This window comes from Tessaracoccus palaemonis (assembly GCF_019316905.1).
Classification (GTDB): domain Bacteria; phylum Actinomycetota; class Actinomycetes; order Propionibacteriales; family Propionibacteriaceae; genus Arachnia; species Arachnia palaemonis.
This window is the reverse complement of the sequence record NZ_CP079216.1, coordinates 2554811-2581104: the sequence shown is the minus strand read 5'-3', so window position 1 is coordinate 2581104 and position 26294 is coordinate 2554811. Positions and strand designations below refer to the sequence as shown.

28 protein-coding genes and 1 riboswitch are annotated in these 26294 nt (G+C 71.6%); of the genes, 11 read left to right on the top strand and 17 right to left on the bottom strand.

Annotated features, from left to right (window positions below):
- Positions 1–79 precede the first annotated feature (79 nt).
- Positions 80–703: a phosphatidylinositol phosphate synthase gene (gene pgsA, locus KDB89_RS11775; RefSeq protein WP_219081267.1), complete on the top strand. Its 624-nt coding sequence runs from the start codon at positions 80–82 to the stop codon at positions 701–703.
- Here the strand turns inward: pgsA and KDB89_RS11770 are convergent.
- The 5 genes from KDB89_RS11770 to disA all read right to left on the bottom strand — a co-directional run bounded on the left by KDB89_RS11770 (position 657) and on the right by disA (position 6447).
- Entirely contained in the window at positions 657–1250 is a 594-nt protein-coding gene (locus tag KDB89_RS11770) for a TetR/AcrR family transcriptional regulator (RefSeq protein ID WP_219081266.1), read from the bottom strand. The two genes, pgsA and KDB89_RS11770, sit on opposite strands and share 47 nt — an antisense overlap.
- Before the next feature lie 60 nt (positions 1251–1310).
- Positions 1311–2285 carry an ABC transporter ATP-binding protein gene (locus KDB89_RS11765; RefSeq protein WP_219081264.1) on the bottom strand — a complete coding sequence of 325 codons (975 nt, stop codon included), beginning with the start codon at positions 2283–2285 and terminating at the stop codon, positions 1311–1313.
- Positions 2279–3925 carry an ABC transporter permease gene (locus tag KDB89_RS11760; protein WP_255555914.1) on the bottom strand — a complete coding sequence of 549 codons (1647 nt, stop codon included), beginning with the start codon at positions 3923–3925 and terminating at the stop codon, positions 2279–2281. Before KDB89_RS11760 ends, KDB89_RS11765 begins: the two co-directional genes overlap by 7 nt.
- A complete protein-coding gene (locus KDB89_RS11755; protein WP_219081260.1) occupies positions 3922–4962 on the bottom strand; it encodes a thiamine ABC transporter substrate-binding protein in 1041 nt (346 codons plus the stop codon). Before KDB89_RS11755 ends, KDB89_RS11760 begins: the two co-directional genes overlap by 4 nt.
- Before the next feature lie 33 nt (positions 4963–4995).
- A riboswitch (TPP riboswitch) is annotated at positions 4996–5101 on the bottom strand.
- A gap of 308 nt (positions 5102–5409) precedes the next feature.
- A complete protein-coding gene (gene disA / locus KDB89_RS11750) occupies positions 5410–6447 on the bottom strand; it encodes a DNA integrity scanning diadenylate cyclase DisA (RefSeq protein ID WP_219081258.1) in 1038 nt (345 codons plus the stop codon).
- 116 nt (positions 6448–6563) lie between these two features.
- On the opposite strand from disA, the gene KDB89_RS11745 reads away from it, so the two are divergent.
- A complete protein-coding gene (locus tag KDB89_RS11745; RefSeq protein ID WP_219081256.1) occupies positions 6564–7322 on the top strand; it encodes a HEAT repeat domain-containing protein in 759 nt (252 codons plus the stop codon).
- On the opposite strand, the gene KDB89_RS11740 is transcribed toward KDB89_RS11745, so the two are convergent.
- From KDB89_RS11740 to idi, 7 genes are all read right to left on the bottom strand, one after another.
- Entirely contained in the window at positions 7313–8389 is a 1077-nt protein-coding gene (locus tag KDB89_RS11740) for a HEAT repeat domain-containing protein (protein WP_219081254.1), read from the bottom strand. The genes KDB89_RS11745 and KDB89_RS11740 overlap by 10 nt on opposite strands.
- Positions 8386–9753: a DNA repair protein RadA gene (gene radA / locus KDB89_RS11735; RefSeq protein WP_219081252.1), complete on the bottom strand. Its 1368-nt coding sequence runs from the start codon at positions 9751–9753 to the stop codon at positions 8386–8388. The genes KDB89_RS11740 and radA overlap by 4 nt, the downstream gene beginning before the upstream one ends.
- 107 nt (positions 9754–9860) lie before the next feature.
- Positions 9861–10937, bottom strand: a complete 1077-nt coding sequence (locus KDB89_RS11730; RefSeq protein ID WP_219081250.1) for a cytochrome P450 — start codon at positions 10935–10937, stop codon at positions 9861–9863.
- Positions 10934–12508 (bottom strand): phytoene desaturase family protein, encoded by a 1575-nt coding sequence (gene crtI / locus KDB89_RS11725; RefSeq protein WP_219081248.1) that lies wholly within the window; start codon positions 12506–12508, stop codon positions 10934–10936. The genes KDB89_RS11730 and crtI overlap by 4 nt, the downstream gene beginning before the upstream one ends.
- On the bottom strand, positions 12505–13389 hold the full coding sequence (locus tag KDB89_RS11720) for a phytoene/squalene synthase family protein (RefSeq protein WP_219081246.1): 885 nt from the start codon (positions 13387–13389) through the stop codon (positions 12505–12507). Before KDB89_RS11720 ends, crtI begins: the two co-directional genes overlap by 4 nt.
- A complete protein-coding gene (locus KDB89_RS11715) occupies positions 13386–14462 on the bottom strand; it encodes a polyprenyl synthetase family protein (protein WP_219081244.1) in 1077 nt (358 codons plus the stop codon). Before KDB89_RS11715 ends, KDB89_RS11720 begins: the two co-directional genes overlap by 4 nt.
- Positions 14459–15028: an isopentenyl-diphosphate Delta-isomerase gene (idi, locus tag KDB89_RS11710; protein WP_219081242.1), complete on the bottom strand. Its 570-nt coding sequence runs from the start codon at positions 15026–15028 to the stop codon at positions 14459–14461. The genes KDB89_RS11715 and idi overlap by 4 nt, the downstream gene beginning before the upstream one ends.
- A gap of 93 nt (positions 15029–15121) precedes the next feature.
- On the opposite strand from idi, the gene KDB89_RS11705 reads away from it, so the two are divergent.
- Positions 15122–15631 (top strand): MarR family winged helix-turn-helix transcriptional regulator, encoded by a 510-nt coding sequence (locus KDB89_RS11705; RefSeq protein ID WP_219081240.1) that lies wholly within the window; start codon positions 15122–15124, stop codon positions 15629–15631.
- Here the strand turns inward: KDB89_RS11705 and KDB89_RS11700 are convergent.
- The 5 genes from KDB89_RS11700 to KDB89_RS11680 all read right to left on the bottom strand — a co-directional run bounded on the left by KDB89_RS11700 (position 15570) and on the right by KDB89_RS11680 (position 19661).
- Positions 15570–17132 carry an FAD-dependent oxidoreductase gene (locus KDB89_RS11700; protein ID WP_219081238.1) on the bottom strand — a complete coding sequence of 521 codons (1563 nt, stop codon included), beginning with the start codon at positions 17130–17132 and terminating at the stop codon, positions 15570–15572. The two genes, KDB89_RS11705 and KDB89_RS11700, sit on opposite strands and share 62 nt — an antisense overlap.
- Positions 17129–17839, bottom strand: coding sequence for a class I SAM-dependent methyltransferase (locus tag KDB89_RS11695; protein WP_219081236.1), 711 nt, complete (start codon positions 17837–17839; stop codon positions 17129–17131). The genes KDB89_RS11700 and KDB89_RS11695 overlap by 4 nt, the downstream gene beginning before the upstream one ends.
- Positions 17832–18152, bottom strand: a complete 321-nt coding sequence (locus KDB89_RS11690; RefSeq protein ID WP_219081234.1) for a lycopene cyclase domain-containing protein — start codon at positions 18150–18152, stop codon at positions 17832–17834. The genes KDB89_RS11695 and KDB89_RS11690 overlap by 8 nt, the downstream gene beginning before the upstream one ends.
- A complete protein-coding gene (locus KDB89_RS11685) occupies positions 18145–18528 on the bottom strand; it encodes a lycopene cyclase domain-containing protein (protein ID WP_219081232.1) in 384 nt (127 codons plus the stop codon). Before KDB89_RS11685 ends, KDB89_RS11690 begins: the two co-directional genes overlap by 8 nt.
- A gap of 497 nt (positions 18529–19025) precedes the next feature.
- Positions 19026–19661 (bottom strand): VOC family protein, encoded by a 636-nt coding sequence (locus KDB89_RS11680; protein WP_219081230.1) that lies wholly within the window; start codon positions 19659–19661, stop codon positions 19026–19028.
- A gap of 110 nt (positions 19662–19771) precedes the next feature.
- On the opposite strand from KDB89_RS11680, the gene KDB89_RS11675 reads away from it, so the two are divergent.
- The 8 genes from KDB89_RS11675 to KDB89_RS11640 all read left to right on the top strand — a co-directional run bounded on the left by KDB89_RS11675 (position 19772) and on the right by KDB89_RS11640 (position 26293).
- Positions 19772–20575 (top strand): sugar phosphate isomerase/epimerase family protein, encoded by an 804-nt coding sequence (locus tag KDB89_RS11675; RefSeq protein ID WP_219081228.1) that lies wholly within the window; start codon positions 19772–19774, stop codon positions 20573–20575.
- 7 nt (positions 20576–20582) lie between these two features.
- Positions 20583–21491 (top strand): proline dehydrogenase family protein, encoded by a 909-nt coding sequence (locus tag KDB89_RS11670; RefSeq protein WP_219081226.1) that lies wholly within the window; start codon positions 20583–20585, stop codon positions 21489–21491.
- Positions 21488–22276 (top strand): CPBP family intramembrane glutamic endopeptidase, encoded by a 789-nt coding sequence (locus tag KDB89_RS11665; RefSeq protein WP_219081219.1) that lies wholly within the window; start codon positions 21488–21490, stop codon positions 22274–22276. The genes KDB89_RS11670 and KDB89_RS11665 overlap by 4 nt, the downstream gene beginning before the upstream one ends.
- A gap of 55 nt (positions 22277–22331) precedes the next feature.
- Positions 22332–23351: an aspartate-semialdehyde dehydrogenase gene (locus KDB89_RS11660; RefSeq protein WP_219081218.1), complete on the top strand. Its 1020-nt coding sequence runs from the start codon at positions 22332–22334 to the stop codon at positions 23349–23351.
- A complete protein-coding gene (gene proC / locus KDB89_RS11655; protein WP_219081216.1) occupies positions 23348–24145 on the top strand; it encodes a pyrroline-5-carboxylate reductase in 798 nt (265 codons plus the stop codon). The genes KDB89_RS11660 and proC overlap by 4 nt, the downstream gene beginning before the upstream one ends.
- Before the next feature lie 150 nt (positions 24146–24295).
- The gene (locus KDB89_RS11650) at positions 24296–24397 is read left to right on the top strand and encodes a 30S ribosomal protein bS22 (protein ID WP_002550589.1); all 102 of its coding nucleotides are present in this window, start codon (positions 24296–24298) and stop codon (positions 24395–24397) included.
- Complete coding sequence (locus KDB89_RS11645) at positions 24397–24732, top strand: glutaredoxin family protein (RefSeq protein WP_219081215.1); 336 nt, start codon at positions 24397–24399, stop codon at positions 24730–24732. Before KDB89_RS11650 ends, KDB89_RS11645 begins: the two co-directional genes overlap by 1 nt.
- Entirely contained in the window at positions 24698–26293 is a 1596-nt protein-coding gene (locus KDB89_RS11640) for a uroporphyrinogen-III synthase (RefSeq protein ID WP_219081213.1), read from the top strand. The genes KDB89_RS11645 and KDB89_RS11640 overlap by 35 nt, the downstream gene beginning before the upstream one ends.
- Position 26294: the final 1 nt, after the last annotated feature.

The following is a 26294-nucleotide window of genomic DNA, read 5'->3' as shown; positions in this document are numbered from 1 at the left end:
TCCGCTGATCTGATCCGCCGACGGGCGGGCCCATCCCGGGCCCGCCCGTCGGCGCGTGCGAGGCGGGTAGTTTGGGGCGGTGCTCTCCTTCCTGCGCGGCGCCTACGGGCGGGCGCTCACCCCGTCGGCCCGGCTGCTGTTGCGGCTCGGCCTCACGCCGACCCAGGTCACCGTCGCCGGAACCGTGGCGGTCGTGGTCGCGGCGCTCGCGACCCTGCCGGCCGGTCGTTTCGTGGTCGGTTCGGTGCTCGTGTGTTGCTTCCTGCTCGCCGACGGGCTCGACGGGACGATGGCGCGGCTGGGCGGAGGTGAGTCCCGCCTCGGAGCGTTCCTCGACTCCACGCTGGACAGGATCGCCGACGCTGCGGTGTTTGCCTCGCTCGCGGTCTGGGCCGCCGGCCGCGACGCGGTCGCGTTGTGGCTGGCCCTCGGCGCCCTGGTGGGAGGATTCCTGGTGTCGTACGCAAGGGCGCGCGCGGAGGCAGAGGGGTGGGATGCCTCGGTCGGGTTGTTCGAGCGGACGGACCGGCTCGTCGTCGCGCTGGCCGGGACGTTCGCCGTCGGGTTGGGAGCGCCGACGGCGGTCCTGACCGTGGCCCTCGGGATCGTCGCGGCCGGGTCCGCTGTGACCGTCGGCCAGCGGATCACCGCCGCGGTCAGGGGCGCTGCGGGACCGAGTCGACCAACGCCCGGGCAGCGGTGACGGACGCGTCGACGATGCGCCCGTAGGGCAGCTCGGTGTCGAGCTGCTGGAACGCCGCCCCCAGCATCCCGAGCGTCAGCGAGCTCATGATCCTGGCCTCGGTCGGATCGCCGAGCAGGTCCATCCAGGCCCGGCCGAGCGCGTCGCGCATGATCCGGTGGGCGTGGTCGGCCAGCGCCGTCATCGCCGCCGACTGCGGCGCCTCCCGCGTCATGGTGATGAGCCAGCCGTGGCCGGTCAGGTGGGCCTGCTCCAGGTTGATCCGCACCCACTCGACCACCCGGTCGCCGGGATCCGTCAGCGGGGCGAGGGCCTCGGTGACCGCGGTGTCCCAGGCGGGCAGGTAGCGCTGCAGTACGAGCCCGCGGAGGTCGTCGACGCTGTCGACGTAGCGGTAGATGGAGTTTCGCGCGATGCCGGCCGCGCCGGATACGACGCCGGCCGTCAGCGGCTCACCGGCCCTCAGGATCGCCTCCGCCGCGTCGATCAGCGCCACGCGGATGTGTTCGCGGTGCTCTGCGACGGTGGGGGCGGCGATCTTCGGCATGGTCCCCATTCTCGCACGGCGCCTTGCCGACACCGCGTCGCACCCCAGGTCAGGAATCGGTCAGGCGGGAACCACGGCGCCTCCGACGAGGCGGACCCCGACGGTGGCGGACTCGACCCGCTCCGGCGAGGAGACGACGGCGCGCTGTCCATCGGGCAGCCGGACCCCGACGGCGACGTCCTCGGGAGTGTAGCCCTGGTCGGTCACGACCAGCTGGGCGCCGTGCGCGTCAAGCACCAGCGAGCTGGGCAGCACACCCAGCATCTCGCCCACGGCGAGCGTGCCAGTCCAGCCGAGGGCTTCAGCCTGGGCCTGGGTCAGGAACGCGGTGGCGCCGAGGAAGGCCGCGACCTCGCGGGTCGCCGGGGCGTGCCGGAGGGCCTCGGGGCCGTCGAGCTGGAGCAACCGGCCGTGGTCGAGCACTGCGACGCGGTCCGCGACCGTGAAGGCCTCCTGGTGGTCGTGCGTGACGTAGAGGGCCGTGGTGCCGGTCGCCCGGAGGATGCGCGAGAGGTCGTCGGACAGGCGGCGGCGCAGCCCGGTGTCGAGCGCCGAAAGGGGTTCGTCGAGCAGCAGGGCCCGGGGGGAGGGGGCAAGCGACCGGGCCAGCGCCACCCGCTGCGCCTGGCCGCCCGAGAGCTCCGTCGGCCTCCGGGAACCGTAGCCCGCGAGGCCGACGAGGTCCAGCAGCTCGGCGACGCGCTGCCTGCGGGTGGCCTTCGGCAGGGCGCTGAGCCCGTAGGCGATGTTGCGCTCGACCGTCATGGTGGGGAACAGCTGGCCGTCCTGGAAGACGAGCCCGAAGCCGCGTTTGTGGACCTTGACGCCGACCAGGTCCTCGCCGTCCCACGACACCGTCCCGGAGGTCAGGGGCTCGAGCCCGGCGACGGCGCGCAGCAGAGTGGACTTGCCGGAGCCCGACGGCCCGAGCAGCGCGACGACCTCGCCGGGGCTGACGGTGAGGCTCACGTCGTCGACGGCGAGCGTGGCACCGTAGCTGACGCTCGCGCCGGAGACCTCGAGTCCTGCTACCACGTCGCAACCTCCCTCGGGCGCAGCCGCTCGGCCAGCGCCATCGTGATTCCCGCCAATCCTGCCAGCATCACCGAGGCCGCCAGCGCCTGCCCGTAGGACTCGGCACCGGGCCTGCCGAACAGCCGGAACACCAGCACCGGCAGCGTCGGCCGGTCCGGCCTGGCCAGGAACGACGTGGCGCCGAACTCGCCGAGTGAGGTGGCGAACGCGAAGCCGACGGCCAGCCCCAGCCCGCGGGCCAGGTGCGGCAGCTCGACCCGGCGCAGCACGTCGAAGGGGGTCGAGCCCAGCACGGCGGCGGCCTCCAGCTGCCGGGGATCGATCGCGCGGAGCGTGGGCAGCAGGCTGCGGACCACGAGCGGCAGCGCCACGACGGCCTGGGCGATCGGGATCAGGACGAGGCTGGAGCGCAGGTCGAGCGGCGGGCGGTTCAGGGTGATGAGGTAGCCGAAGCCGACGGTCACTGCCGAGACGCCCAGCGGCAGCAGGTAGGCGCCCTCGAGGACGGCCAGCGCCCGGCGGCCCGACCGCACGCGAGGCCGCCGGGAGGCGACCAGCGCGACCAGCACGCCAAGCGGGACGGCGATGGCGGTCGCGGCCAGGGCGGTGGTCAGCGACGTGCCCAGCGCGTCCAGCACGCTGATGCCGGGCAGCTCGGAGCTGGCGAGCCCGGTGTAGTTGGCCAGGGTGAGGACGCCGTCGCGGTGCAGCGAGCGCCAGGCCAGGCCGATCAGTGGAAGGCCGAGGAGGAGGACCGCCACGGCCAGCGTCGTGACCAGCGCCGCGCCGTCGCGGCGCCACCGCAGCGGCCGGGACGACGCGACGTCGGGCTGCAGGCGCAGCGCCCGCGTCAGCGACGACTGTGCGCGCCCACTGAGCCAGAGCGCGGCGGCCACGATCACGAGCTGCGTCACGGACAGGGCCGCGGCCCCGCGGAGGTCGAGAAGCGCGGTGGTGAGGTACCAGATCTCGGTCTCGATGGTGTGGAAGCGCGTCTGGCCCAGCACCATCACGATGCCGTAGCTCGACGAGCTGAACAGGAACACCAGCGACGCGGCGGACAGCACGGCCGGCGCCAGGGCGGGCAGCGTGACGGTCGCGAAGACGCGCAGCGGCGCCGCGCCGAGCGTCGTGCCAGCCTGCGCGAGGCGCGGGTCGAGCCGGGCCCACATGGTGCCGACGGTGCGGACGACCACCGAGTAGTTGAAGAACACCATGGCGGCGACGATGGAGACCGCGGACCCGTCGAGGCCGAGGAAACCGAGCAGCCCGTCCGGCCTCAGGAGCGCCCCGAACGCCACGCCGACGGCGACGGTCGGGAGCACGAACGGGACGGCCACCGCGGCGCGCAGAAAGCCCCGGCCGGGGAAGCTGCAGCGGTACAGGGCGTGGGCGCCGGGGAGCCCGAGCACGAGGCACAGCAGCGTCGTGGCGGTGGCGGAGGCGAGCGTGAAGCCCAGCGCGCGCCACGTCCGTGCCGACGAGAACACAGCCTCGAACCCGGCGAGCGTCCAGGCGTCGCCGTCGTGGAAGCCGCGCAGGATCAGGGCGCCCGCGGGCCAGGCGAAGAAGACCGCGAGGAACGCGGCCGGGATGGCGGCGGCCGCCACCCATGCCGCGCGCCAGGCGAGTCGTGTCACCCGATGGCCTCGCTCCACTGGCTGATCCAGGCCTCGCGGTTCGCGTCGATGTCGGCTGGGGCCACCTCGATGGGGGTCTCGGCCAGCGGCGCGAACTTCTGCCAGTCGGCGGGCAGCTCGGTGTCGGTGACGGCCGGGTACATGTACATGTTCTCCGGGATCACTGACTGCACCTCGTCGGAGAGGAGGAAGTCGATGAACTTGCCCGCCCCGACGGGGTTCTGCGCGCCGGCGATCACGCCGGCGTACTCGACCTGCCTGAAGCAGGTGTCCAGCAGGGCCTCGGTCGTCGATGTGTCGCCGTCGAGCGTGAACGCGGGGGAGGTGGAGTAGCTGAGCACCAGCGGGCGGTCGCCCTTGCCGTCGGCGCCCGAGAAGTCGGTGTAGTAGGCGTCGGTCCAGCCGGCGACGACCTTCAGCCCGTTGTCCTTGAGGCTCTGCCAGTAGTCGAGCCAGCCGTCGCCCTTCGCGCCGACGGTGGCGAGCAGGAACGACAGCCCCGGCGAGCTGGTCGCCGGCGACGAGACCACGAGGAGGTCCTTGTACTCGGGCCTCGCCAGGTCGTCGAGCGTCGCGGGCACCTCAAGGTCGTGCTTGTCGAACCAGGCGCTGTCGGCGTTGATGCACACGTCGCCGTAGTCGACGGGCGTCAACTGGTCGGCGGCGAGCTGCGCGTCGATGCCTGCGGCGGCAGCGGAGGTGTAGTCGGCGAGCACGCCCTCGCGGGAAGCGCGGGAGGCCATCGCGTTGTCGATGCCGAAGACGACGTCGCCCAGCGGCGAGTCCTTCGTCAGGATGAGCTGGTTGACGAGCGTTCCCGCGTCGCCGGGCGCCACGTAGGTGACGGTGTAGCCCGTCTCCTCGGCGAACTGGTCGAGCAGCTCCTGGGGCAGCACGAACGAGTCGTGCGTGACGACCGTGAGCGTGTCGGTCTCGGTGGGGGTCGGGCTCGTGGTGGCCTGTGTGCCCGTGGAGCCGCAGGCCGCCAGGGCGGTGACGGCTAGGCCGGCCGCGAGCAGTCGGATGGGTGACTTCATGACATCTCCTCATTTCAAGGAGGCTCGGCGCGTGCCGAGGAGAATCTCACTCCCTACGCCGGTGCTAACCGGATCAGGTTGGAGGGTCTGCGGTTCTCCGCACTCTCAGCGCCCTGGTGGCGCTCCCCTGTGTGTCTGACGCAACCCTAGCCCATGGCGCGGGGTCGCCCGAACCCACCGGACCGGACCCTCCGGACCGTACCCACCGGACCGGACCCACCGGACCGTACCTACCAGACCGGACCCACCGGACCGGACCCATCGGACCACCCCAACTCGCAGGCGCCACCCTTACCGACGGACGCCACCCTTACCGACGGACGCCACCCTTGTTCGCACATGCCACCGCCATGGCGGTGGCATGTGTCGAGACGGGTGGCGTCTGCACGTAAGGGTGGCGTCGGGGACGACGAAGCCACCGGGCCACGCGGGCCGCCCGACCGGCGGTCAGGACCCCTCGGAGATCCGCAGCAGGGCGTCGCGGATCTGGCGGGCGCGCATCGGGCCGACGCCGTCGATCTCCATCAGCACGGCCACGGAGGCGCCGAACAGCTCCTGCAGCGAGTAGCGGTCCACCAGCTTCGACACGAGGTGGGAGGGGAGGCGGCCTACATCCGTCAACAGTCTCACCCCTCGGCTCTCGAGTCCCTGCTCCAGGTTCGCGCCCTGCCCGAAGCCGAGGCGCTCGGCGACGAGCTGGCCGGAGAACAGCTCCTCGGAGGAGAAGTTCGCGAGTTTCGACAGGTCGAACTGCGACGGGTCGGACAGGTTCTGCGCGTAGTCCTCGGCGAGCAGGTCGGCGGCCCCCACGAAGGTGTTGGCGAGCTCGGAGTGCTGCAGCGCGACCATCCGGCCCTCGACGCCGAGCAGTTCGACGAGGAAGTCCACCTCGGCGGACAGCCGACGGGTCAGTTCCAGGCGGTGGATCACGTGGGTGAGGTCGCGCAGCGTGACCTGCTCGCCGATCTCGAGCAGAGTGAACTGGTCGAGCTGGTCGGTCAGGCGGCTGGAGACCCGCGACAGCGTCGCTAGGGCCTGGTTCGCGCGGCTGATGACCTGCGTGACGCTCTCGACGAGGTGGCGCCGGCCGTCGAGGAACACCGAGACCGTCGCCATGGACGCGGAGACCGTCACGACAGGGACCCCCGCGGCCTGGGCCGTGCGGTCGGCGGAGCGGTGGCGGGTTCCGGTCTCGGCTGTCGGCAGGTCGCCCGCCGGGACGAGGTGCACGCCGGCCGCGACGATGGTGCTCAGATCGTTGGACAGGATGATCGCGCCGTCGAGCTTCGCCAGCTCGCGCAGGGCCTGCTCCGTGCACTCGACGCCGATCTTGAAGCCGCCGGAGGAGACCTGCTGCACCTTCTGGTTGTTCCCCAGCACGATGAGCGCGCCTGTGCGCCCGTGCAGGATGCGGTCGACGCCCGCGCGCAGGGGTGTGCCGGGCGCGAGCAGCTTCAGGTAGCGGCGGATCGTCGGTTTGGGCACCTGACCTCCTGGTGGATCGCCGCCCAGTCTAGAGGGACGGGCCTCAGCCGGGTTCGCTCTCGGCGGACCCGTCCGCGGTTGACCCTGACGCGACGTCAAGGTTTACCGTCGAGGACATGACGAACACCACGCTGGAGACCATGTTCACCGCCCTCCGCAACCCCGAGGGCTCCACCCGTCGGCAGGCTGCGCTCGCGCTGGGCGCCAGCCGTGACGACTCCGTCGTCCCCGTGCTGCTGGCGCAGCTGCGCGTCGAGTACGACCCCCACGTCATCGAGGACATCACCTGGGCCCTGGTGCAGCACGCCGAGGCGGCCCGCGGCGATCTCGCCCAGATGCTCACCGACGACGACCCGGCCCGCCGCCGCACCGCCGCCCACATCCTGAGCAAGGTGGCAGACCCCGCCGACTTCGACGCGGTCGTGCCGCTCGTGGCTGACGAGGATGCGGACGTGGCCATCAAGGCGTACCGCGCCGCGGCCAACACCGGCGGCACGCGGGCGCTGACCGCGCTCGTCGCGCGGCTGGGCGACGGGGAGCTGCTGCAGCGCGACGCGCTGAGCAATGCCTTCGCCGCGATCGGCGCGGCCTCGGTCGCGCCGCTGACCTCGGCGCTGACCGACGGCAGCCCCGCCGCGCGTGAGCACGCCGCTGAGGCGCTCGGTCACCTGGGGGCACCCGAGGCCGACCCGGCCGCCGATGCTCTCGAGCGCGCCGCCGGCGACGACGATCCGACCGTGCGGCTGGCCGCCGTCTCTGCGCTCGGTCAGCTGGGTGGCGCCGCCGGCGAGGCCCTCGGCCGTCTGGCCGGCGGCGCGGATGCGCTCACCGCGCAGGTCGCGACGCGGCTGCTCGCGGGCCGCGTTCAGGCCTGACGGTCGGCAAGCAGCCTGAGAGCCAGAGTTCGGGCGCGTTCGTCGGGGGAGTCCACAGCTCCCTCGATGGCGCGCCCGGCGTCGTCCCCCGGCAGGTCGCCCAGGGCAACCAGGGCGGCGAAACGCACCGCGGGTGAGTCGTCGCGCAGCGCGACGGCGAGCGTGGGCACGGAGGCCGGGTCACCCAGGATGCCGAGGGCCTCCGCGGCGTGCTCCCTCACCAGCGCGTGGCCGTCCCGCGTCGCACTTTCAAGGGCGGCGCGGGCCCCCGCCACACGGGCGACGGCCAGCGTCGCCTCGTCGCGCACGCGCTGCCGGTCGTCGCCCAGCGCGCCTACCAGGGCGGTCACCGCGTCGGGGCCGCCGAGCTGTGCCAGGCTGAAGGCCGCCTTGGCGGCGGTGCGCTCGTCCGCGTCGGAGAGCAGGCCGACCAGCTGAGGCGTCCCAGCCGGATCGCGCAGTTTGCCGAGGACGTGGGCCAGCGCGTGCCGTGCCTCCGCCGTCCCCGATCCCAGCTCGCGGACCAGCAGCGGCAGCACTCCGTCCCGATGCGTCAGCGCCCACGTGGCGCCCTCGCGGACCGACGGATCCTTGTCCGTCAGCAGTGCGATCAGCTCGTCGACGGGCGCGCGGCCCGAGCCGTCGAGCGCCGCCCCGAACCGCACCGCGGCGTCCGGGTGGTGCAGGCGCTCCGCGAGCTCGATCGACTCCAGGACCTCGTCCCAGTCGGCGTCGTCGGTGCGTTGCAGGAACCGCAGCCGGGCGAGCAACTCCTGCTCCGCGGCGATGCGCCGCTCCAGCAGCTCAGCGTGCCGGGCCAGCAGCTCGGCGGGCTCGGTCCCCTCGTCGAGGGCCCTCCCGATCTCCGCCAGCGACAGCCCGAGCGACTTGAGCTGCGAGATGGCCAGCAGCCGGCCGACGTCGGCGCGCGAGTAGAGGCGGTAGTCGGCCCAGCTGCGCCCGCTGGGCCTGAGCAGGCCGATGGCGTCGTAGTGGCGCAGCGTGCGCTGCGTGAGGCCGGCGCGGCGAGCCAGCTCGCCGATCCGCAGGAACCCGCCCTCGGTCATCCCGCCAGACCGATGCGTGTGAGCGCCTCGGCCAGCGTCGGCACCTCCACCACCCGCATCCGGCCGAGGGCCGGCACCTTCTGGGTCACATCGCGTGATCCGGAGGGGATGATGGCCAACTGGAAGCCCAGCCGGGCGGCCTCGACCAGGCGGCGCTCCACGCCGGGGACGCGGCGCAGATCGCCGGCGAGACCCACCTCTCCCAGGGCGACGGTCCGCTCGAGAGGGGGCACTCCCGTGCACGCTGAGGCGATGGCGACGGCGGCGGCCAGATCCGCAGAGGGGTCGGCGACCTTGGCCCCGCCGACCGTCGATGCGTAGACATCCTTCGAGGACAGTTTCAGCCCGAGCCCACGATCGAGCACGGCCATCACCATCGCGATGCGGGAGCCCTCGAGCCCGTGCGTCGCGCGCCGCGGGTTCCCGGCGGCGTCGGTGGCCAGGGCCTGGATCTCGGCCAGCAGGGGACGCCGCCCCTGGAGGGTGACGGTGACGCACGTGCCGGGGGTGGGGTCGGCGTGTGAGGTCATGAACAGGCCGGAGGGGTCGGTCACCTCGACGATGCCCGTCTCGCTCATCTCGAAGCAGCCGACCTCATCGGCCGGGCCGAACCGGTTCTTGGTTGCCCGCACCATGCGGAACCCGGAGTGCCGGTCCCCGTCGAAGCCCAGGACCACATCGACCAGGTGCTCCAGCGTGCGGGGGCCTGCGATGCCGCCGTCCTTGGTGACGTGTCCGACGATGATGACCGCCATCGACTCCCGCTTGGCGATCCTGGCCAGTGCGCCCGTGATCTCCTTGACCTGCGTCGGGCCGCCGGCTGCGCCATCGGCCTCGGCGGTGGTGATGGTCTGCACGGAGTCCAGCACGAGCAGTGTGGGGTGCACCTGCTCGATGTGCCCGAGCACGGTGCCGAGGTCGTTCTCGGAGGCCAGGTAGAGGGTGTCGGCTACCGTCCCGGTGCGCTCGGCCCGCAACTTCACCTGTGAGGCCGATTCCTCGCCCGAGATGTAGAGCGTCGTCGCTCCTGTTCGGGCCCACTTCGCGGCGACGTCCAGCAGCAGCGTCGACTTGCCGACGCCGGGCTCGCCTGCGAGCAGCACCACGGCGCCGGGCACCAGACCTCCGCCCAGCACGCGGTCGAGTTCCGCGATGGTGGTGGGCTTGCGCCGGGCGGAGTCCGACGGCACCTGCGAGATGGGCATCGCCCGATCCGTCGGCGTCGACGACGCGACCGACTTCAGCTTCGGCGCGCCCCGCTCGACGACCGTTCCCCACGCCTGGCACTCGCCGCAGCGGCCGACCCAGCGCGTGCTGGTCCAGCCGCACTCGGTGCACTGGTAGGAGTCCTGGTTCTTCGCCACGGGTAGAGACTAGGCGAAGCCTCCGACAGAACCAGGAGTGGAGCCGGCCGGGCACTCAGGTGGCCAACGCCCCAGGGCGGATCGCCGGCGAACGAGTCGAGGTGCCCTCAGGCCTCCAGCCGGACGTCGAACTCGCGCACCTGGTAGCCGGCGACCAGGTCGTGCCACAGGATCCGCGGCGCGGTCACGGCGACGGGGTTGCGCCGCAGGAGGGCCGTCAGCAGGACCTCGGTCTCCATCATCGCCAGGTGCTGCCCGGGGCAGCGGTGGGGCCCGGCGCCGAAGCTCAGCCCGGCCTCCCCGGCAGTCCGTTCCGCGTCGTCGGCGTTCGCCGCGGTCACGTCGATATCGACCAGCGTCCCGGGCGCTAGCTCGCCGGCACGGTCGACGGTGACCGGTTCCCTGACCCGCCGGTACAGGTGCGCGACGACGGGCTCATCGCGGATGATCGCGTACAGCAGGGCCAGTCGCCCGGCCCGGTCGGCGTCGTCGTAGCGCTGCCGGAGGCCGGGGTCGTCGAGCAGCCGCCACAGGGCCAACGCGATGAACTCGCGCGTTGTGACCATGCCGGCCGTCCCGTAGGTGACGCACTCGACGAGGATGTCGGCGTCGGTGTAGCCGCGCTCGATCAGGTGGCTGACGACGTCTTCGCGCGGCGTCCGGCGTCGCGCCCGGACGGCGGGGGCGACATCGGCGACCTGGAACACCGCGATCGGGACCAGCCCGTTGAGCGCAGCCTGCGCCCACTGGCGTCGGGTGCGGCCGAGGTCGTCGCGGGTCATGTCGAGCGGTGGCTGCCGGAAGAAGGCCTCCAGCCGCCTCGACATCCCCGTCACCGACGACTCCGTCAGCCCGACGACCCGTCGGGTCACGTCGACGGCGTAGTGCAGCGCGAGCCGGTCCGCCCGGACGACAGCGCCCGCGGGGACGTCGTCGAGCCAGCGGGCGACGGCGTCGCGCATATGGCTCTCGTACCGTGCGCGCACGACGTCGCGCGTGAACAGCCGCCCCAGCGCCCTGCGCTGGTCGTCGTGCGTGTCGCCGTCGGAGATGAGCACGGGATGGTGTCGCAGGAAGCCGCGCGGGATGTACTCGGCGGTGAAACCCGCCTGCGTCACAGGGCCGCGCAGTACCTGGCGGGCTGCCCTCATCGTGGTCGCCGTCCAGACGGAGGTGCCGGTCATGCTCGGACGCCCGTCGGGCGCGGCAGGGGCCCGGCGGTGCGGTCCCCGCGCAGGTGCTTGAGCACGAGCTCGGCGCTGATCAGGCACATCGGCACCCCGACGCCGGGACTGGTCGTGCCGCCGGCGTAGAACAGGTTCTCCACGCGCTTCGACCGGTTCCCGGCCCGGAACATGGCGCTCTGGCTGAGGATATGGGCCGGGCCGAGCATGCCGCCCATCCACGAGTTGTAGCTGTCCGCGAAGTCGCCCGGCCCGATCGTGTGACGCAAGACGATGCGGTCGGCGAGGTCGTCGATCCCCGCCCACTCCGCGATCCGCGCGATGGCGGCGTTGGCCGTGGCCTCGACGGCGGGGCTGCCGGTGCCGTCGGGGCCGCCGTGGCCAAGCGTCACGTCGGCGGGCACCGGGACCAGGACGAACAGGTTCTCGTGGCCGGGCGGGGCGACGCCCGGGTCGGTGGCGCTCGGCCGACACACGTACATCGACGCGGGATCCGGCACATGCGGCGAGCGACCGAAGATGGCGTCGAAGTTGGTTCCCCAGTCGCGGGCGAAGAACAGGCTGTGGTGCGGCAGCTGGGGCAGCTGGCCCTCGACGCCCAGCAGGACGAGCACCGCGCCGGGGCCGCTGGTGCGCCGCCGCCACCAGGACTCCGGGTAGGAGCGGGCGGCCGGGTCGAGCAGGCGGGTCTCCGTGTGGTGCAGGTCGGCGGCGGAGACGACGACGTCCGTCGCGCTCCGGCGAGGTGCCCCGTCGGTGTCACGCCAGGTGACGGCCTGCGCCCGGTGCCGGCGTCCGCCCGTCATGGTCTCGATGTGCGTCACCTCGGCGCCGGTGGTGATCCGCGCCCCGGCCCCGACGGCCAGGTCGTGGAGCCGGTTGACGAGCTCGTGGAAGCCGCCCATGGGGTAGGCGACGCCGTCGCCGAGGTCGAGGGCGCTCATCAGGTGGTAGATCGCCGGTGCGTCGGCTGGGCTGGTGCCGAGGAATACCGCCGGGTAGCCGAGCGCCTGCCGGAGCACGGGGTCCCGGAAGCGCGCCGCGACGAAGGACTCCAGGCTGGTGGCGAGCAGCCTCGCAAGGCGAGGCGCCCGGCGCAGTATGTCGCGGTGCGTCAGCGTCGTCGGATCGGTGAAGGGGTTGTAGAGGAAGTGGTCGGTGGCCAGCGCGGACGCCTCCCGGGCGGAGACGAGGTAGCGGCGCAGCTCCTCGGCCGAGCCGGGGGACCGCGCCTCGAAGGCCTCGAGCACCCGCTGCTCGCCGAGCGGCACGGTGAACGGCTCGCCGCCGCCGGGCTCAGGGAAGATGCGGTAGCCGGGGTCGAGGAGGCACAGGTCGAGCTGCTCCTCGGTCGAGGTGCCCAGCAGCGCGAAGAAGCGGTCGAACACCTCCGGCATGAGGAACCAGGACGGGCCGGTGTCGAAGCGGAACCCATCGCGGGTCAGCGAGCCCGCGCGGCCGCCGACCTCGTGGCCCCGCTCCAGCACCTCCACGTCGTGTCCCTCGGCGGCGAGCAGGGCGGCGGTGGCCAGGCCCGCGACCCCCGCCCCGATGACGACGGTGCGGGTCACCGCCCGGGCTCCAGCCGGGTCCTGAGCCAGGCCCTCGCGGCGAGCCACGCCTTGAGCGGGCCGGGCACGCGCACGCGGGAGCGGTAGAGGCGCTCGACGCCGGCTGCCTCGACCCGGTCGGTCAGCGCCGCGAACAGGTAGGCGGCCGCGCGGACGGCGGCCCGCGCGTCGCGGGGCAGCGCGGGGATGACGGCGGCCGCGGTCGCCAGCTCGCCGCGGATCGTGGCGACCCACCGGTCGACGTCGGCCTGGGTCAGCCGCGGAGCGTCCGCGAGGTAGTTCCGGCCGAGGCGGCCGGTGTCGTCGGCGAGGTCGCGCAGGAAGTTCACGTTCTGGAAGGCGGCGCCGAGCGCGCTCGCACCGGCGTCCAGCCGGGCGACCTCGTCGGGGCTGAGCGCCGAGGACCGCGTGAAGACCCGCAGACACATCAGCCCGACGACCTCGGCCGAGCCGTGCACGTACTCGGCATGGGCGGCGTCGTCGTAGCCGACGCTCGCCCCCGCCGTGACGAGATCCGAGCGCATCGACGCGAAGAACGGGTCGACGAGCGGCCAGTCGATCCCGCACTCGTGTGCCGTCGAGGCGAAGGCGTGCACCACGAGGTCGCTGCTGTAGCCCGTGAGCAGCGCGCTGCGCGTCTCGTCGATCAGCCGGTCGAGGGCCGCGGCCTGCTGGGCGGGGTCGAGGTCGGCCTCCGCGGTCACCCCGTCGACCAGCTCGTCCGCCACCCGCACGAGCGCGTAGATGTTGCGGATGTGACGACGGTGCCGGGCGCCGAGGAGCCGCGTCGCCAGAGTGAACGAGGTCGAGTAGCTGTCGATGACCTCCGCCGCGGCGCGTTCGGCCGTCTCCGTGTACCGCTGCAGTGCGCCGGCGCTCATGACCGGCGATCCCTGAGCTGCCCTGCCAGCGAGCGGATCAGGTCCGCCGCGCGCGGCGGGACCGGCCCGTCGCTCAACAAGGTGCCGACCTCGGTGTAACGCTCGTCCACGAGCTGCTCGACGAAGGCCCGCGCCCCGCACTCGGACAGCAGGTGCGAGGCCAGGGCGCCCTGGGCCGGTGACAGGTCAGGGTTCCCGAGCAGCGGCTCGAGGCGCTGCCAGGCGTCGGTGTGGCGGGCGAACGCGATGATCGCGGTCTGCTTTCCCTCTCGGAGGTCGGAGTAGCGGTCCTTGCCGTGCTCGCGGGCTATCCCGAAGGTCGAGAGCAGGTCGTCCTGCAGCTGGAAGGCCAGCCCGAGCTGCCTGCCGACCGCGGCCAGAGTCTCCTCCGTCGCCGTGGACGCCCCCGCCATCGTCGCCGCGACGCGCAACGGCAGCTCGAAGGTGTAGGTCGCCGTCTTCCGCAGAGTGGTGCTGAGCACCCGGGGCAGCGCGCCGGAGAGGATCCCGTCGCCCATCGACACGTCGGCGTACTCGCCGGCGACGGTCTCCGTGATGGTGAAGTCGATCAGGTCGAGCACTCGGGAGCGCTGGGCGAGGGGCAGGTCGACGCGGGCCACGAGCTGGTGCATGCCGGCCAGGACCAGGTCGCCCATCAGGATCGCCCCGCTGCGGGCCCAGTGGGCCGCGGCCTCCGGATCGACGCCCGGGGGCGCGTCGGCCAGGAGGGAGCCCACCAGGTTGGGGCGTCCGCGGCGCTGCACGTCGCCGTCGATGACGTCGTCGTGGAGCAGGAACGCGAAGTGCAGCAGCTCGACGGCGGCCCCCAGGTCCAGGAGCTTCTCGTGCACATCCGGATCCGGTGTGTTGGAGAGCGCGTCGTACATGTCGATCAGCAGCACCGGCCTGACGAGCTTGCCGCCGAAGGCACATTCGTAGGCCAGGTCCCACAGCTGCCGGAAGTGGCGGTCGTAGGCGCCGGCATGCCGCGAGCGGGCGTCGAAGAAGGCCTCGAGACGCTCCCCGACGGCCTGTCTCGTCGTGAGCGCCTCTTCGCGGGCCAGGGCGCTCACGTCTCGGACCTCGGGAGCAGCGAACCACGGGCCACGAGAGGGGGAAGCTGCAGCCGGAGCCATGGGCTGAAAGCGAAGCCCGCGGCGTCGACCGCCGCCGCCAGGTCCAGCGGGGCCACCCAGGCGATGTCCATCACCTCTGCCGGCTGGGGGGAGAGCGGCGAGGTGAGACGGGCCACGAACACCGGGCAGATCTCGTTCTCGACGATCCCTGTTGCGTCGACCGCGCGGTAACGGAAGTCCGGCAGGGCAAGCCGGGGATCTTCGACCTCGGCTCCGAGCTCCTCGCGGGCCCGTCGCGCCAAGGCGTCGGTCAGGGACTCGCCAGGTGCGGGATGGCCGCAGAAGCTGTTCGTCCAGACCCCCGGCCAGGTCCTCTTCGTCAGCGCCCTGCGGGTGACCAGCACTCTGCCCTGAGGATCGAGGAGGTAGCAGGAGAAGGCCAGATGCAAAGGCGTCGAAGTGTCGTGGACTTCGCTCTTGAGTGCTGTCCCGCTCGGCTGCCCGTCCTCGTGGAGGAGCACGACCACCTCATCGGCACCAGGGGGGGAACTGATCTTCTCCATTTCGCTAGCCTAGCTAGCTACAAGCTCAGCTTGATACTACCCAGGTGGTAATTTTCTCACGTGGCCAGTCGATTCGAGATCTACCGTCTGGGCGTGAGTGACCCCAGCGGAGCGCTCGTTGACAGAACGCAGCTGACCGCCGACGACGTCGCCCAGGTCGATGAGGTGATGAGCGCGCTCGTGGAGCTTCGCGCCGCCGAGACGCGGCTGGCAGAGGAGTCCAGCCGCTACATGAAGCTCGGATCCACCGATATGCAGGCCATCCACTTCCTGATCGCCGGCCGACACAGGGGCCAGGATGTGACGGCGGGTGCGGTCGCGGCCCACCTCGAGATCTCGAGCGCGTCCACCACCAAGCTGCTCGACCGTCTTGAGCGGGCTGGGCACATCAGACGAGAGCCGCACCCGGCGGACAGGCGGTCCGTCGTGATCCGCCTGGAGGAGTCCACCTACGCCTCGGCCATGGACACCGTCGGCCGGCAGCAGTCGCGTCGTGTCCGCGCTGTCACGATGCTCACCCCTGAGGAGCGGGACGCCGTCGTCAGGTTCCTGCGGCAGATGGCCTCTGATCTCGCCGACTTCGACGGTTTCGGCGAAGGGTGAGCAGGCCCCGCATGGGCACGGTCCACACGTCCTGACCAGCCACTCCCCACCGGCCGAGCAGGTGGTTGGCCGCCTCGAAGCCCGTCGTCGCGGCGCGTTCCATCAGGGCGACAGGTAGCCCCGTGCGCACCCAGTCACCCGCCAACACCAGGGACTCGAACGGCGTGGAGATGCCGGGCCGGCGCGACCACCCCGTCGGGGGCATCACGGCGCAGTCGTCGCGGAGCAGCACCTCGGTCGAGGTGGCGGCGCATTGCGCGGTCTCCGGGTAGATGCGGTGGAGCTGGTCGACGAGGTCGGCCACCAGGGCATCGAGGGCGGCGGTGTCCTGCAGAACCTCTGGTGGGCAGGCGTACGCGTGCAACTCGACCACCGAGCCGCCGTGCGCGGCGGCCCACCGGGCGGCGCCGTCCTCGAAGCGCTCCAGCACGGTCACGTTGTCGAGGGGGCCGTAGCCGCTGGTGCCGACGAAGGCCTCGCGAGCGGCATCGACGGGGCCGTCGAGCCACAGCCGAACGACGAGGAACGGCGGGGCGTTGCCGGTGGCGGCGGCGTCGGCGCGCCAGGCGTCGAGGCCCGCGGGTTCGGGAGAGGCCGACAGGCCGGCGATCAGGTCCCTGGCGGAGCGCGGGTCCGCGGCCAGCACGACGGCATCGCAGTCGACAGCCTCGCCGCCCGCGATCCTCACGTGCGCGCCCCCGCCGGTCAGCTCGATCGCCTCGGCGGAGGTGGTGGTGCGGACGTCGGCGCCGAGGTCGACGAGCAGGCGGCCCAGCGGTGCCCACAGCGCGGTGTCGTAGTCCTCGTCGGGAACGTCGAACAGCAGCCCTTCGGCGGACCCGACGAAGTAGGTGTGGAACATGGCGACCAGTTCCCCGGCCGCGAAGTCGTGCGGGTCGGCGAAGAAGGACCTCGCGAACACCTCCAGCGCCAGGTCCCTGGCGCCGGGCGGGAAGCGCAGCCGGTCGAGGAACTCGGCCGCGGACTCACCCTCGTAGCGCAGGTACGTGTCGGGGAAGCCGACGCGTAGCAGCTCGAGGGCGGCGCCCACGTCGACGCGCGAGAGTGAGCGGGCGGTGAACGCCTCGGAGCGGGCCACGAAGCCGAGCAGGCTCCAGGGGGGAGTGCGGGGGATGCCGGCGAAGGAGTCGCGGGTCCCGTCCGGCCGCTGGAGGGGGTAGTCGTCGACGGGTATGAGCCGGGCGAGGGCCGGGTCGGTGCGGCGCAGCAGCGAGCGCAGGTTGTAGTACTGGCGGAAGAACGCGTGGAACCCGCGGCTCATGGTCCGGCCTTCACTCACGGGCCAGGCCGACACGCGGCCGCCCAGCCGCTCGCCGGACTCCAGCAGGGTGACGCGCACCCCGCGCTCGGCGAGCACCGTCGCCGCGGCCAGTCCGGCTATGCCGCCGCCGACGACGCACACGTGGCGCTCGACCGTGCTGCGGTAGAGCCCCGTCGGGCCGGGGTGGCGGACTGCGCGCGGGTCGCGGCCCGGCGTCACGGCCGCACCGCCGCGAACGTGTGCAGGATGCCGCGCTGCCAGCCGCTGACGGTGCGGGTACGGACGTCGCGGAAGCCCGCGTCGGCGATGCGGTCCATGAACGCGGCGGGGGAGTCGAACCGTCGGGCGCTGCGCCACAGGTAGCGGTAGAGGTCAGGGTCGCGGTCGACCACCGAGCCCAGCGGGATGATGATCGACCAGGAGACGAGCGTCCAGCGCAGATCCGCGCCGGGGGAGCCTGCGACCGAGTATTCCTGTGTGATGAGGTGCCCGCCTGGTTTCAGCAGGCGCGCCACCTCGGCGAGCGCCCCGTCGCGCCCGGCCTCGGGGATGTTGCGGAACAGGTAGCTGGCGAACACGGCGTCCCAGCTGCCCTCGCCGATGCGGGCGGTGTCGAGGTCGCCGACGCGGCCCTGCTCGAAGGTGACGCCCGCGGGCCAGGTGTGCCGGGCGGCCTGGGCGAGCATGCCCCTCGACAGGTCGATGCCGTGGACCGTCGCCCCGGCGGGGAGAGCGTCGACCACGGCGCGCGTCGAGGCCCCGGACCCGCAGGCGAGGTCGAGCACCCGCGGGGCGTCGATGCCGCGCAGCCGGTCGGCGAGCTCGGCGGCTGCGGAGCGCAGGTGTCGGTGGTAGCCGGGGTTGAGCGAGACCAGCAGGTCGTAGTGGTCGGCGCCATGGTCGAACCGCGCGCGCAGGTCATGCATCGTCTCGAGCCTCCTTGCTGCCGAGCCGCAGCCATCCGAGCATCGTGCCCGTCACCATCGCAAATCCGAACCCGAAGTCCTCGATGGGGATGTCCCACGGGAACCGGATGCCGGAGAACTGGGCGGGGGAGTAGAGCACGATCGGGTCGCTCAACTTGGTGAGCCAGCCGTCGACCAGGCACTGGAAGAAGAACACGATCGCCATGGCGCCCCAGTACTGGGCCGAGCGGAAGATGCCGGTCCGCAGCCAGGCGAGCTCCAGTGCGATCACCACCACCACGGCGAGGACCGTGAGGACTGTGTACTCAGGCATCGGCCTTCTCCTCCTGTTCGCGGACGATTCCGTCGGGCCAGCGCCACCGCAGCCGGCCCGTGGAGCGGATCAGCGCCGCGACGCGCCCCACGGCCTCGTAGGTCAGCAGCCCGCACAGTGGGATGACGAGGAAGAACACGAGCTCCTCCAGCGGCATCACGCCCAGCATGATCCCCGTCGTGAAGCGGTCGGAGTAGCTCCAGTGCCCGCGCAGGATGCCCACGACATCCCAGACGATGAACACCACCAGCATCGGGGCCATGGCCAGCGCCAGCCGACGAGGGGAGCGGTAGACCCGCGCGCCGAGCACGAACTCCAGCGGCAGTGTGATCAGCACACACGCGCCCATGAGGATCAGGTACTGCCAGCCGTCCACCCGACCTCCTCCGTAGTCAGCAGCACATTAGGGGTCGGGCGGGTCAGGTCGACTCGGAGCGGCCACAGGTGGGCGCAGGGCATGCCCGTTATGGCGCCCTGGGTGCGGCGAAGGGAGTTCACCCCCTGGGTTGCTCGTTCCGTCGGCGCCGACACGCGCTCGACTCCTGAGCACAACGATGCGTATTTCGGGGTTGCTGTTCCCATGTTGCAGGGGCACCGACATAGGCATCTTTGTGCCGGAACGGGGAACCGGGGTGGGCTCGGTCGCCGGTGATCTCCCTTCGCTTCGCTCAGGGCCCTTCGACGAGCTCAGGGAACCGGGGTGGACCCGGGGTGGGACTCACGGGGCCGGGTTTCCCTTCGCTTCGCTCAGGGCCCTTCGACAAGCTCAGGGAACCGGGGAGGAGTGCAGGGAACCGGGGAGGGTGCGGGGAGCCGGGACGACGATGGCCGCGCACCCCAGGGTTCGCGGCCATCGTAGGGAAGGATCTGCGGTCAGATCGTGACGGTTCCCTTGGGGCACTCGAACGTGACGCTGCTGATTCCAGGGGTCCCGCGGGGGGAGACCAGGTCGAGCTTGACGCCGTCGAGTTCGGCACCGATCGGCTCGCCGAGCCACTCGGACAGCCGGCTGGCCGAGCCGGCAATCTGGATCTCGGTCAGGGTCGCGTCGCCCGAAAGGGCGGAGGGGCGCAGCGACGCGTCGCTCTTCCACTGCAGGAAGTACGGCAGCTGCGGGTCGGCGATCAGGCCGCGGATGCCGATCTGCGACCACTCGAGCCGGCGGCCGTCGGGAAACTGACGCGACCCGGGGACCGCGGAGCGGTTCAGGCGCTCTTCATAGGGGGTCAGGTCCGCGACGCTCACGACCCAGCCGAGCCACCCGCCACCCATCTCCGAACGGGCCCTGACGGCCTGGCCGAACGCCGCCTTGTCGGACGCGGGGTGATCGAGGACCTCGACGACCTCGATGTAGCGACCGTCGGTCAGCGGGATGATGTGGTTGCGGGTGCCGAAGCGCGGGTGGAAGCCGCCGTCCTTGTACTCGGTTCCGAGCTCGTCAGCGAGCCGCCCGGCCTCCGCTTTGAGGCCGTCGGGACCAATGGCATAGATCAGATGGTCGACGTGCATGAGTCCATTCTGACCTCTGGCACTGAGAATCGACTAATCGGAAGGATGGCGCGGTCGGGGCGGCGCGCTCGCAGGGCGGGCAGACAGGCTCGGCGGGTAGGGTTCGAGGTGTGAACGTCCCGCAGGTCCTGCTGTCGACCACTTCGGTCTTCCCCGAGGCCTCAACCAGCGCATTCGAGTTGTCCGCCTCTCTCGGCTACGACGGGGTGGAGCTCATGGTCGGCGTCGATTCACTGAGCGTGGACATCGATGCCATCGCGAAACTGGCCGACTACCACGGTGTTCCTGTGCGTTCCGTGCACGCTCCGACGTTGCTCGTCACTCAGGGAACCTGGGGCAACGACTCCTGGGAGAAGCTGCGCCGCTCCGGGGAGGCGGTCCGGCAGTTGGGCGGTGACGTGGTCGTCGTGCACCCCCCGTTCCGCTGGCAGCGTGACTACGGAAAGACCTTCGTCGACGGCATCGCGACCCTGAATGCGGACTTCGACGACGTGAAGTTCTGCGTCGAGAACATGTATCCGTGGCGCACGCCCGCCGGCAACATCCAGGCATACCTGCCCGGCTGGGACCCCACCGACTTCGCCTACGAGCACCTGACCCTCGACCTCTCGCACGCCTCCACGTCGCAGCGGCAGTCCATGGACTTCGTCCACGCGTGGGGGCCGCGGCTCGCCCACGTCCACCTCACCGACGGCAAGGGCTCGCTGAAGGACGAACACCTCCTCCCCGGCGAGGGCGACCAGTCGGCCTGGGACGTGCTCGCGGAGATCTGCAGCCGCGGCTTCGAGGGCCACATTGTGCTGGAGGTCTCCACTCGGCGCGCACGCTCCCGCGCTGAACGCGAGGACCTCCTCGGTGAGTCCCTGGAGAACATCCGACGCACGATGTCGGCCGCCGTGCCGGAGAAGGGCTGAACCGCCCGTGACCAAGGTCAACCGTCCGCTGCGCCGCCTGATCCGCTCGCGCAGGGTGCGCCAGTCCGCGCTCGCCACCGGCGTGGCCCAGGACACCGCGGCCAGCTACATCGCCGGCCCCGACCTTGACGGTGCTTCGACGGTCGTCGAACGACTCCGCCGGCAGGGTCTGGACGTGTCGCTGGCCTATCTCCCCGAGACGGACGAGGAGACCGAGTCGGTCGCCGAGTTGCACCGGGCCCTCGAGCGGTTCGGAGACGGTGCCCGCGGCATCGAGTTCTCCGTGAAGCCGTCTTCGTTGGGGCTGCGCGAGGACCCGACCGCCGCGACGGAGGCGCTTCGGGAGCTGGCAACCGCCGCGCATGGTCGCGGAGCCTTCCTCACCCTCGAGATGCAGGGCGCCGAGGCCTACGACGCGACGCTTTCCATGTGGCGCGACGTGCGCGAAGACGTCCCGACGCTCGGGATCACGCTGCCGGCCGAGATCCGACGCAGCGAGCGGGAGGCCCTCACGCTGGCCCGCGAGGGATCCCGCATCCGCATCTGCGTCGGCTCCTACCCCGTTCCGCGCGACCAGATCCACCGCCGGGAACAGGACAAGCTGCTGGCCTTCGTGCGGTGCCTGCGCATCGTGATGGACAACGGCGGCTACGCGATGGTCGCCTCGCACGACGCCACCATCATCGCCATCACCCAGGAACTGGCCGGCCGCAGCAATCTCCCTGCCGACGGGTTCGAGTTCCAGATGCTGCAGGGCGTCAGGCCGCTGGAGCAGCGCAGACTGGTGGACATCGGCTACCGCTGCCGCACCTACCTTCCCTACGGGCCCGCATGGTTCGAGTACCTGACCACCCGCATCGCGGCCCGCCCCCGCACGGCCTTCAACTACCTGCGGGCACTGGCGGACAAGAGATGACCGCGGAGGTCGCCCCCGGGTACCGCAGGGTGCTGTGGGCCGAGATGGCCGTGGTCCTCATGGTGTCGCTCGGCCAGTCGGCCGTCTATGCGATCCTGTCGATCATCGAGAGGATGACCCGCGGCGTTTCGCTCGGCAGCCAGACCTCGACGATCAACTCGTCGGCCACCCCCGACAGGCCGTGGCTCGACCTGGCCTACCAGGTCGCCTACATGACCATGCCACTGATGCCGGTGCTGCTGGCCTTCTACCTCCTCGCGGTACACCGTCGGCCTGAGGAGGGGCCGTTCCGCGTCATGGGCTTCGACCTGCGACGCCCCGGCTTCGACCTGGCCTGGGGGTTCGGGATCTTCGCGGGCATCGGCGCCGCCGGCCTGGCCTTCTACCTCACTGCCGTGGCCATCGGCATCAACACGCAGGTCAGCCCGGCGAACCTCGCCGAGAACTGGTGGACGGTGCCGGTCCTGATCCTCCTCGCGATCAAGAACGGCATCCTCGAGGAGGTGCTGATGATCGGCTTCCTCTTCACCCGCTGGGCCCAGACGGGCGGGCGGATGTGGGTCATCGTGGTCATCTCCTCGCTCATCCGGGGCGCCTACCACCTCTACCAGGGCTTCGGCGGCTTCATCGGCAACGTCGTGATGGGGCTGGCCTTCGGCTGGCTGTTCCTGACCGTGCTGAAGCGACGCGTCATGCCGCTCGTCGTGACGCACTCGCTGCTCGACATCGTCTCGTTCCTCGGCGCTGGCCTGCTGCCGACGCTCATGTCGTGGATCGGCCGCTGACCGGACCCATGGACGGGGCCGTGCCCCCTCGGGCCCCGCGCCGTAGGATGGCTCCATGCGTGTTGGTGTCTTTGGAGCGACCGGCCAGGTCGGCGGCGTGATGCGCCGTCTGCTGGACGAGCGTAACTATCCCGTCGATGAGATCCGTTACTTCGCCTCGTCCCGGTCCGCCGGGAAGAAGCTGCCGTGGAAGGACGGCGAGGTGGTCGTCGAGGACATCGCCACCGCCGACTTCGCCGGCCTGGACGTGGCGATCTTCTCCGCAGGCGGCGGCACCTCCAAGCAGTACGCCGAGAAGGTCGCGGCCGCGGGCGCGACCGTCGTCGACAACTCCAGCGCGTGGCGCATGGACGACCGCGTGCCGCTGGTCGTCGCCGAGGTGAACCCCGGCGACGTCGTCGACCCCCAGATCGGCATCATCGCCAACCCGAACTGCACCACCATGGCGGCCATGCCCGTGCTCAAGCCGCTGCACGACGCGGCGGGGCTCGTCGGCCTGCAGGTCACCACCTTCCAGGCCGTCTCCGGCTCCGGCGTCAAGGGCGTCGAGGCCCTCGCGACCCAGGTCGGCGAGATCGACGACCCGCGCGTGCTGGCGCTCGACGGCTCGGCCCTCCAGGTGGCCGACACGTCCCCGTACGTCGCGCCCATCGCCTTCAACGTGGTGCCGCTGGCCGGCAGCATCGTCGACGACGGTGACGGCGAGACCGACGAGGAGAAGAAGCTCCGCAACGAGTCGCGCAAGATCCTGCACATCCCCGGGCTGCCCGTCGCCGGGACCTGCGTCCGCGTGCCCGTGTTCTCCGGGCACTCGCTGAGCGTGCACGCCCGCTTCGACCGGGCCATCACGCCCGACGAGGCACGCGAACTCCTGGCTGCGGCGCCCGGAGTCCAGCTGGCCGACGTCCCCACACCGCTGATGGCCGCCGGCGCCGACCCGTCGTTCGTCGGCCGGATCCGGCAGGACCAGAGCGTCGCCGACGGCAAGGGTCTCGTGCTGTTCATCAGCAACGACAACCTCCGCAAGGGCGCCGCCCTCAACGCCATCCAGATCGCGGAGCTGCTGGTCCGATGAAGCTGGCGATGGTCGGCGTCGGCTCGATGGGTGAGGCGCTGCTCGCGGGCTGGCTGGCCTCCGGCGTCGTCGCGGCGGATGAGGTCGGCGTCGTGCAGCGCACCGCCGAGCGCGCCGCGCAGCTGGGGGAGAGGTACGGCGTCCCGGCCGTCAGCCTGCCCGAGGCCGCGGCGGCAGAGACCCTGGTCCTCGCTGTGAAGCCGTACCAGATGGCCGGCGTGCTGGAGCAGGTCGCAGGATCGCTGGGTCCCGACACGCTCGTCGTGTCCGTCGCGGCGGGAGTAACGCTCGCCGACCTCGAAGGTGCGCTGCCCGGCGCCGCCGTCGTCCGCGTGATGCCGAACACCCCCTCGCTCGTCGGGCACGGCATGGCCGGCATCATCGCGGGGACCTCGGCGGACGCCGCCCAGACCGGCCGGGTCGTCGACCTGATGCGCGCGGTGGGCGGCGCCATGATCACCGATGAGGCCCATCTGGACGCGCTCACCGCACTGTCGGGCTCCGGGCCGGCCTACCTCTACTACGTAGCCGAGGCCATGATCGAGGCCGGCGTCCACCAGGGCCTGCCGCGGGCACAGGCGACCGAGCTCGTGAACCAGACCTTCATCGGCGCCGCCGCCATGCTCGACCAGGCGGGCGAGTCCGCCACCGTGCTGCGCGAGCGGGTCACTTCCCCGGGCGGCACCACGGCCGCCGCCCTGCGCGCGCTCGACGACCACGGGGTGCGCTCCGGGTTCCTGGCCGCGGTCGAGGCGTGCGCCCGGCGCAGCGCCGAGATGTCGCGTCGTGACTGACGCCCCCGCGCGGGTCGCCCCTGGGCGCCCAGCCGCGGGATTGGGCGATCGGTCGGCCGCGCGTTAGGATTTGTCGTCTGACCAGTCTCAGCTGGCCGACAAACGTGAACACCCGGGCGGCAGCTGCCGCCCGGCTATGAAAGGCGAACAGTGGGTTCTGTTATCAAGAAGCGTCGCAAGCGCATGGCGAAGAAGAAGCACCGCAAGCTGCTGAAGAAGACCCGTATTCAGCGCCGCCGCGCCGGCAAGTAGTGCCAACTCCCACCCGGGTCCAGCTGCTCACGCGGCACGGTTGCCACCTCTGTGTGGAGGCGGAGACCACCGTGCGTCGCGTCTGCGCGGACCTGGGTGTGGGTGTCAGCGTCGTGAACATCGACGACGACGAGCGGCTGCGCGACCGGTACACCGATCACGTGCCCGTGACGTTCGTCGATGACGAGCTACACGGATACTGGTTTGTTGACGAGAGTGCCTTACGAGAAGCTCTCACGTCGAGGCCGCGAATGCGCGACGATGTGTCCTCAGGCGTTGTCCCCTCAAGAAAGCTAGGACGTGACCGAGTCACTCGAACTGACCACCCCCGCTGACGAGGCGGGTCCCGATCAGACGATCGGCTCCGTGACCTTCGTCGGATCCGGCCCCGGTGGTCTCTCCCTGCTCACCATTTCGGGTGCCCGTGCGCTCAGCGTGGCGGACCTCGTGCTGGTCGACACCGACTCCGACCTCGAGGAGGTCAGGGCGATGATCCCGGCACACTCGACGGTCGAGGCGGCTGGCGTCGGAGAGGTCGCGAGGATCCGGGGGGCGGTCGCCGACGGCCAGCGGGTCGTTCGGCTCGGACGCGGCGACTATTTCTCCGACGTCGATTCCAGCGGCGTGCTCGCCGAGGTGCTCGCCACGCACGGACTGCGCATCAACGTCATCCCCGGCATCAACAGGTGGGGTGCTGCGCTCAGCTTCGGAGGAGTGCACTTCGGTAACCAGTGCGCGGTGCTGGACGCGATGGTCGAGGTCCCGGACATTGAGCGGTGGCCCGCCGCCGACACGCTCATCCTTCGCACCTCCGGTGCCCTGGCCGCCGAGCTTGCCAGTGTCGCGGCCGAAAGGCTCGGGGCCGATGGCGAGACCCTGCGGATGGTCAACATGGGCAGCACGGCCCAGGTGAGCGAGCTCCTCACCTGGCGCGAGGTCTCGGCCAGCGAGCACTCCGAGGTCTACTTCATCGTCGGCCTCGGCATCGAGGACTCGCTGCGCGACCGGTACGGCTGGTTCGAAGGCAAGCCCCTGTTCGACTGGCGCGTCGTCACCCCGAGCACCAAGGACCCGCTGGACGCCCTCGTGGAGGAGCTCTCGCACTACGGGGCCTCCACCGAGATCGTCGCCACGATGTCCATTGAGCCGCCTCGTACGGAACAGGCCATGGAGAAGGCGGTCCGCGGGCTGGTCGACGGGCGCTACCTGTGGCTCGTCTTCACCTCCCCCTACGCGGTCACCGCCATCGCGGAGCGCCTGAGCGAGTACGGGCTCGACTCCCGTGCGTTGTCCGGCATCATGCTCGCCGCCGTCGGCCGCGGCACAGTGGAGGCGCTCGCCCGGCTCGGCCTCGTCCCCGACCTGGTGCCGGTCGTCGAGAACACCACCGGCGCGCTCGCCAACGAGTTCCCCGCCTATGACGACCTGATCGACCCCCTGAACCGCGTGCTCGTGCCCAGCGCCGACGTGTCGGTCGAGCCGCTGCTCGTCGGCCTCGGCAAGCTCGGCTGGGAGGTCGAGGAGGTCACGGCGTACCGCACCGTGCGCGCGGCCCCGCCGGCCCCGGAGGTCCGCGACGACATCAAGACAGGCATGTTCGACGCCGTCGCCTTCACCTCCGCCACGGCCGTGCGCAACATGATCGGCATCGCGGGCAAGCCGCACGCCGCGACGGTCGTCGCGGCCATCGGTCCCGCGACCGCCGCCGCGTGCAAGATGCACGGCCTGCGCGTCGACGTGGTCGCCGACCAGCCCACGTTCGAGTCCCTGGCCGAGGGGCTGGCGGAGTTCGCCGACCGTCGCCGTGCCGAGCAGGTCGCGGCCGGCCTGCCGCCGACCAAGCCGTCGCAGCGCAAGCGCCGCAAGCGTCGCAAGGTCGTTGAAGCCGACGCGTAGG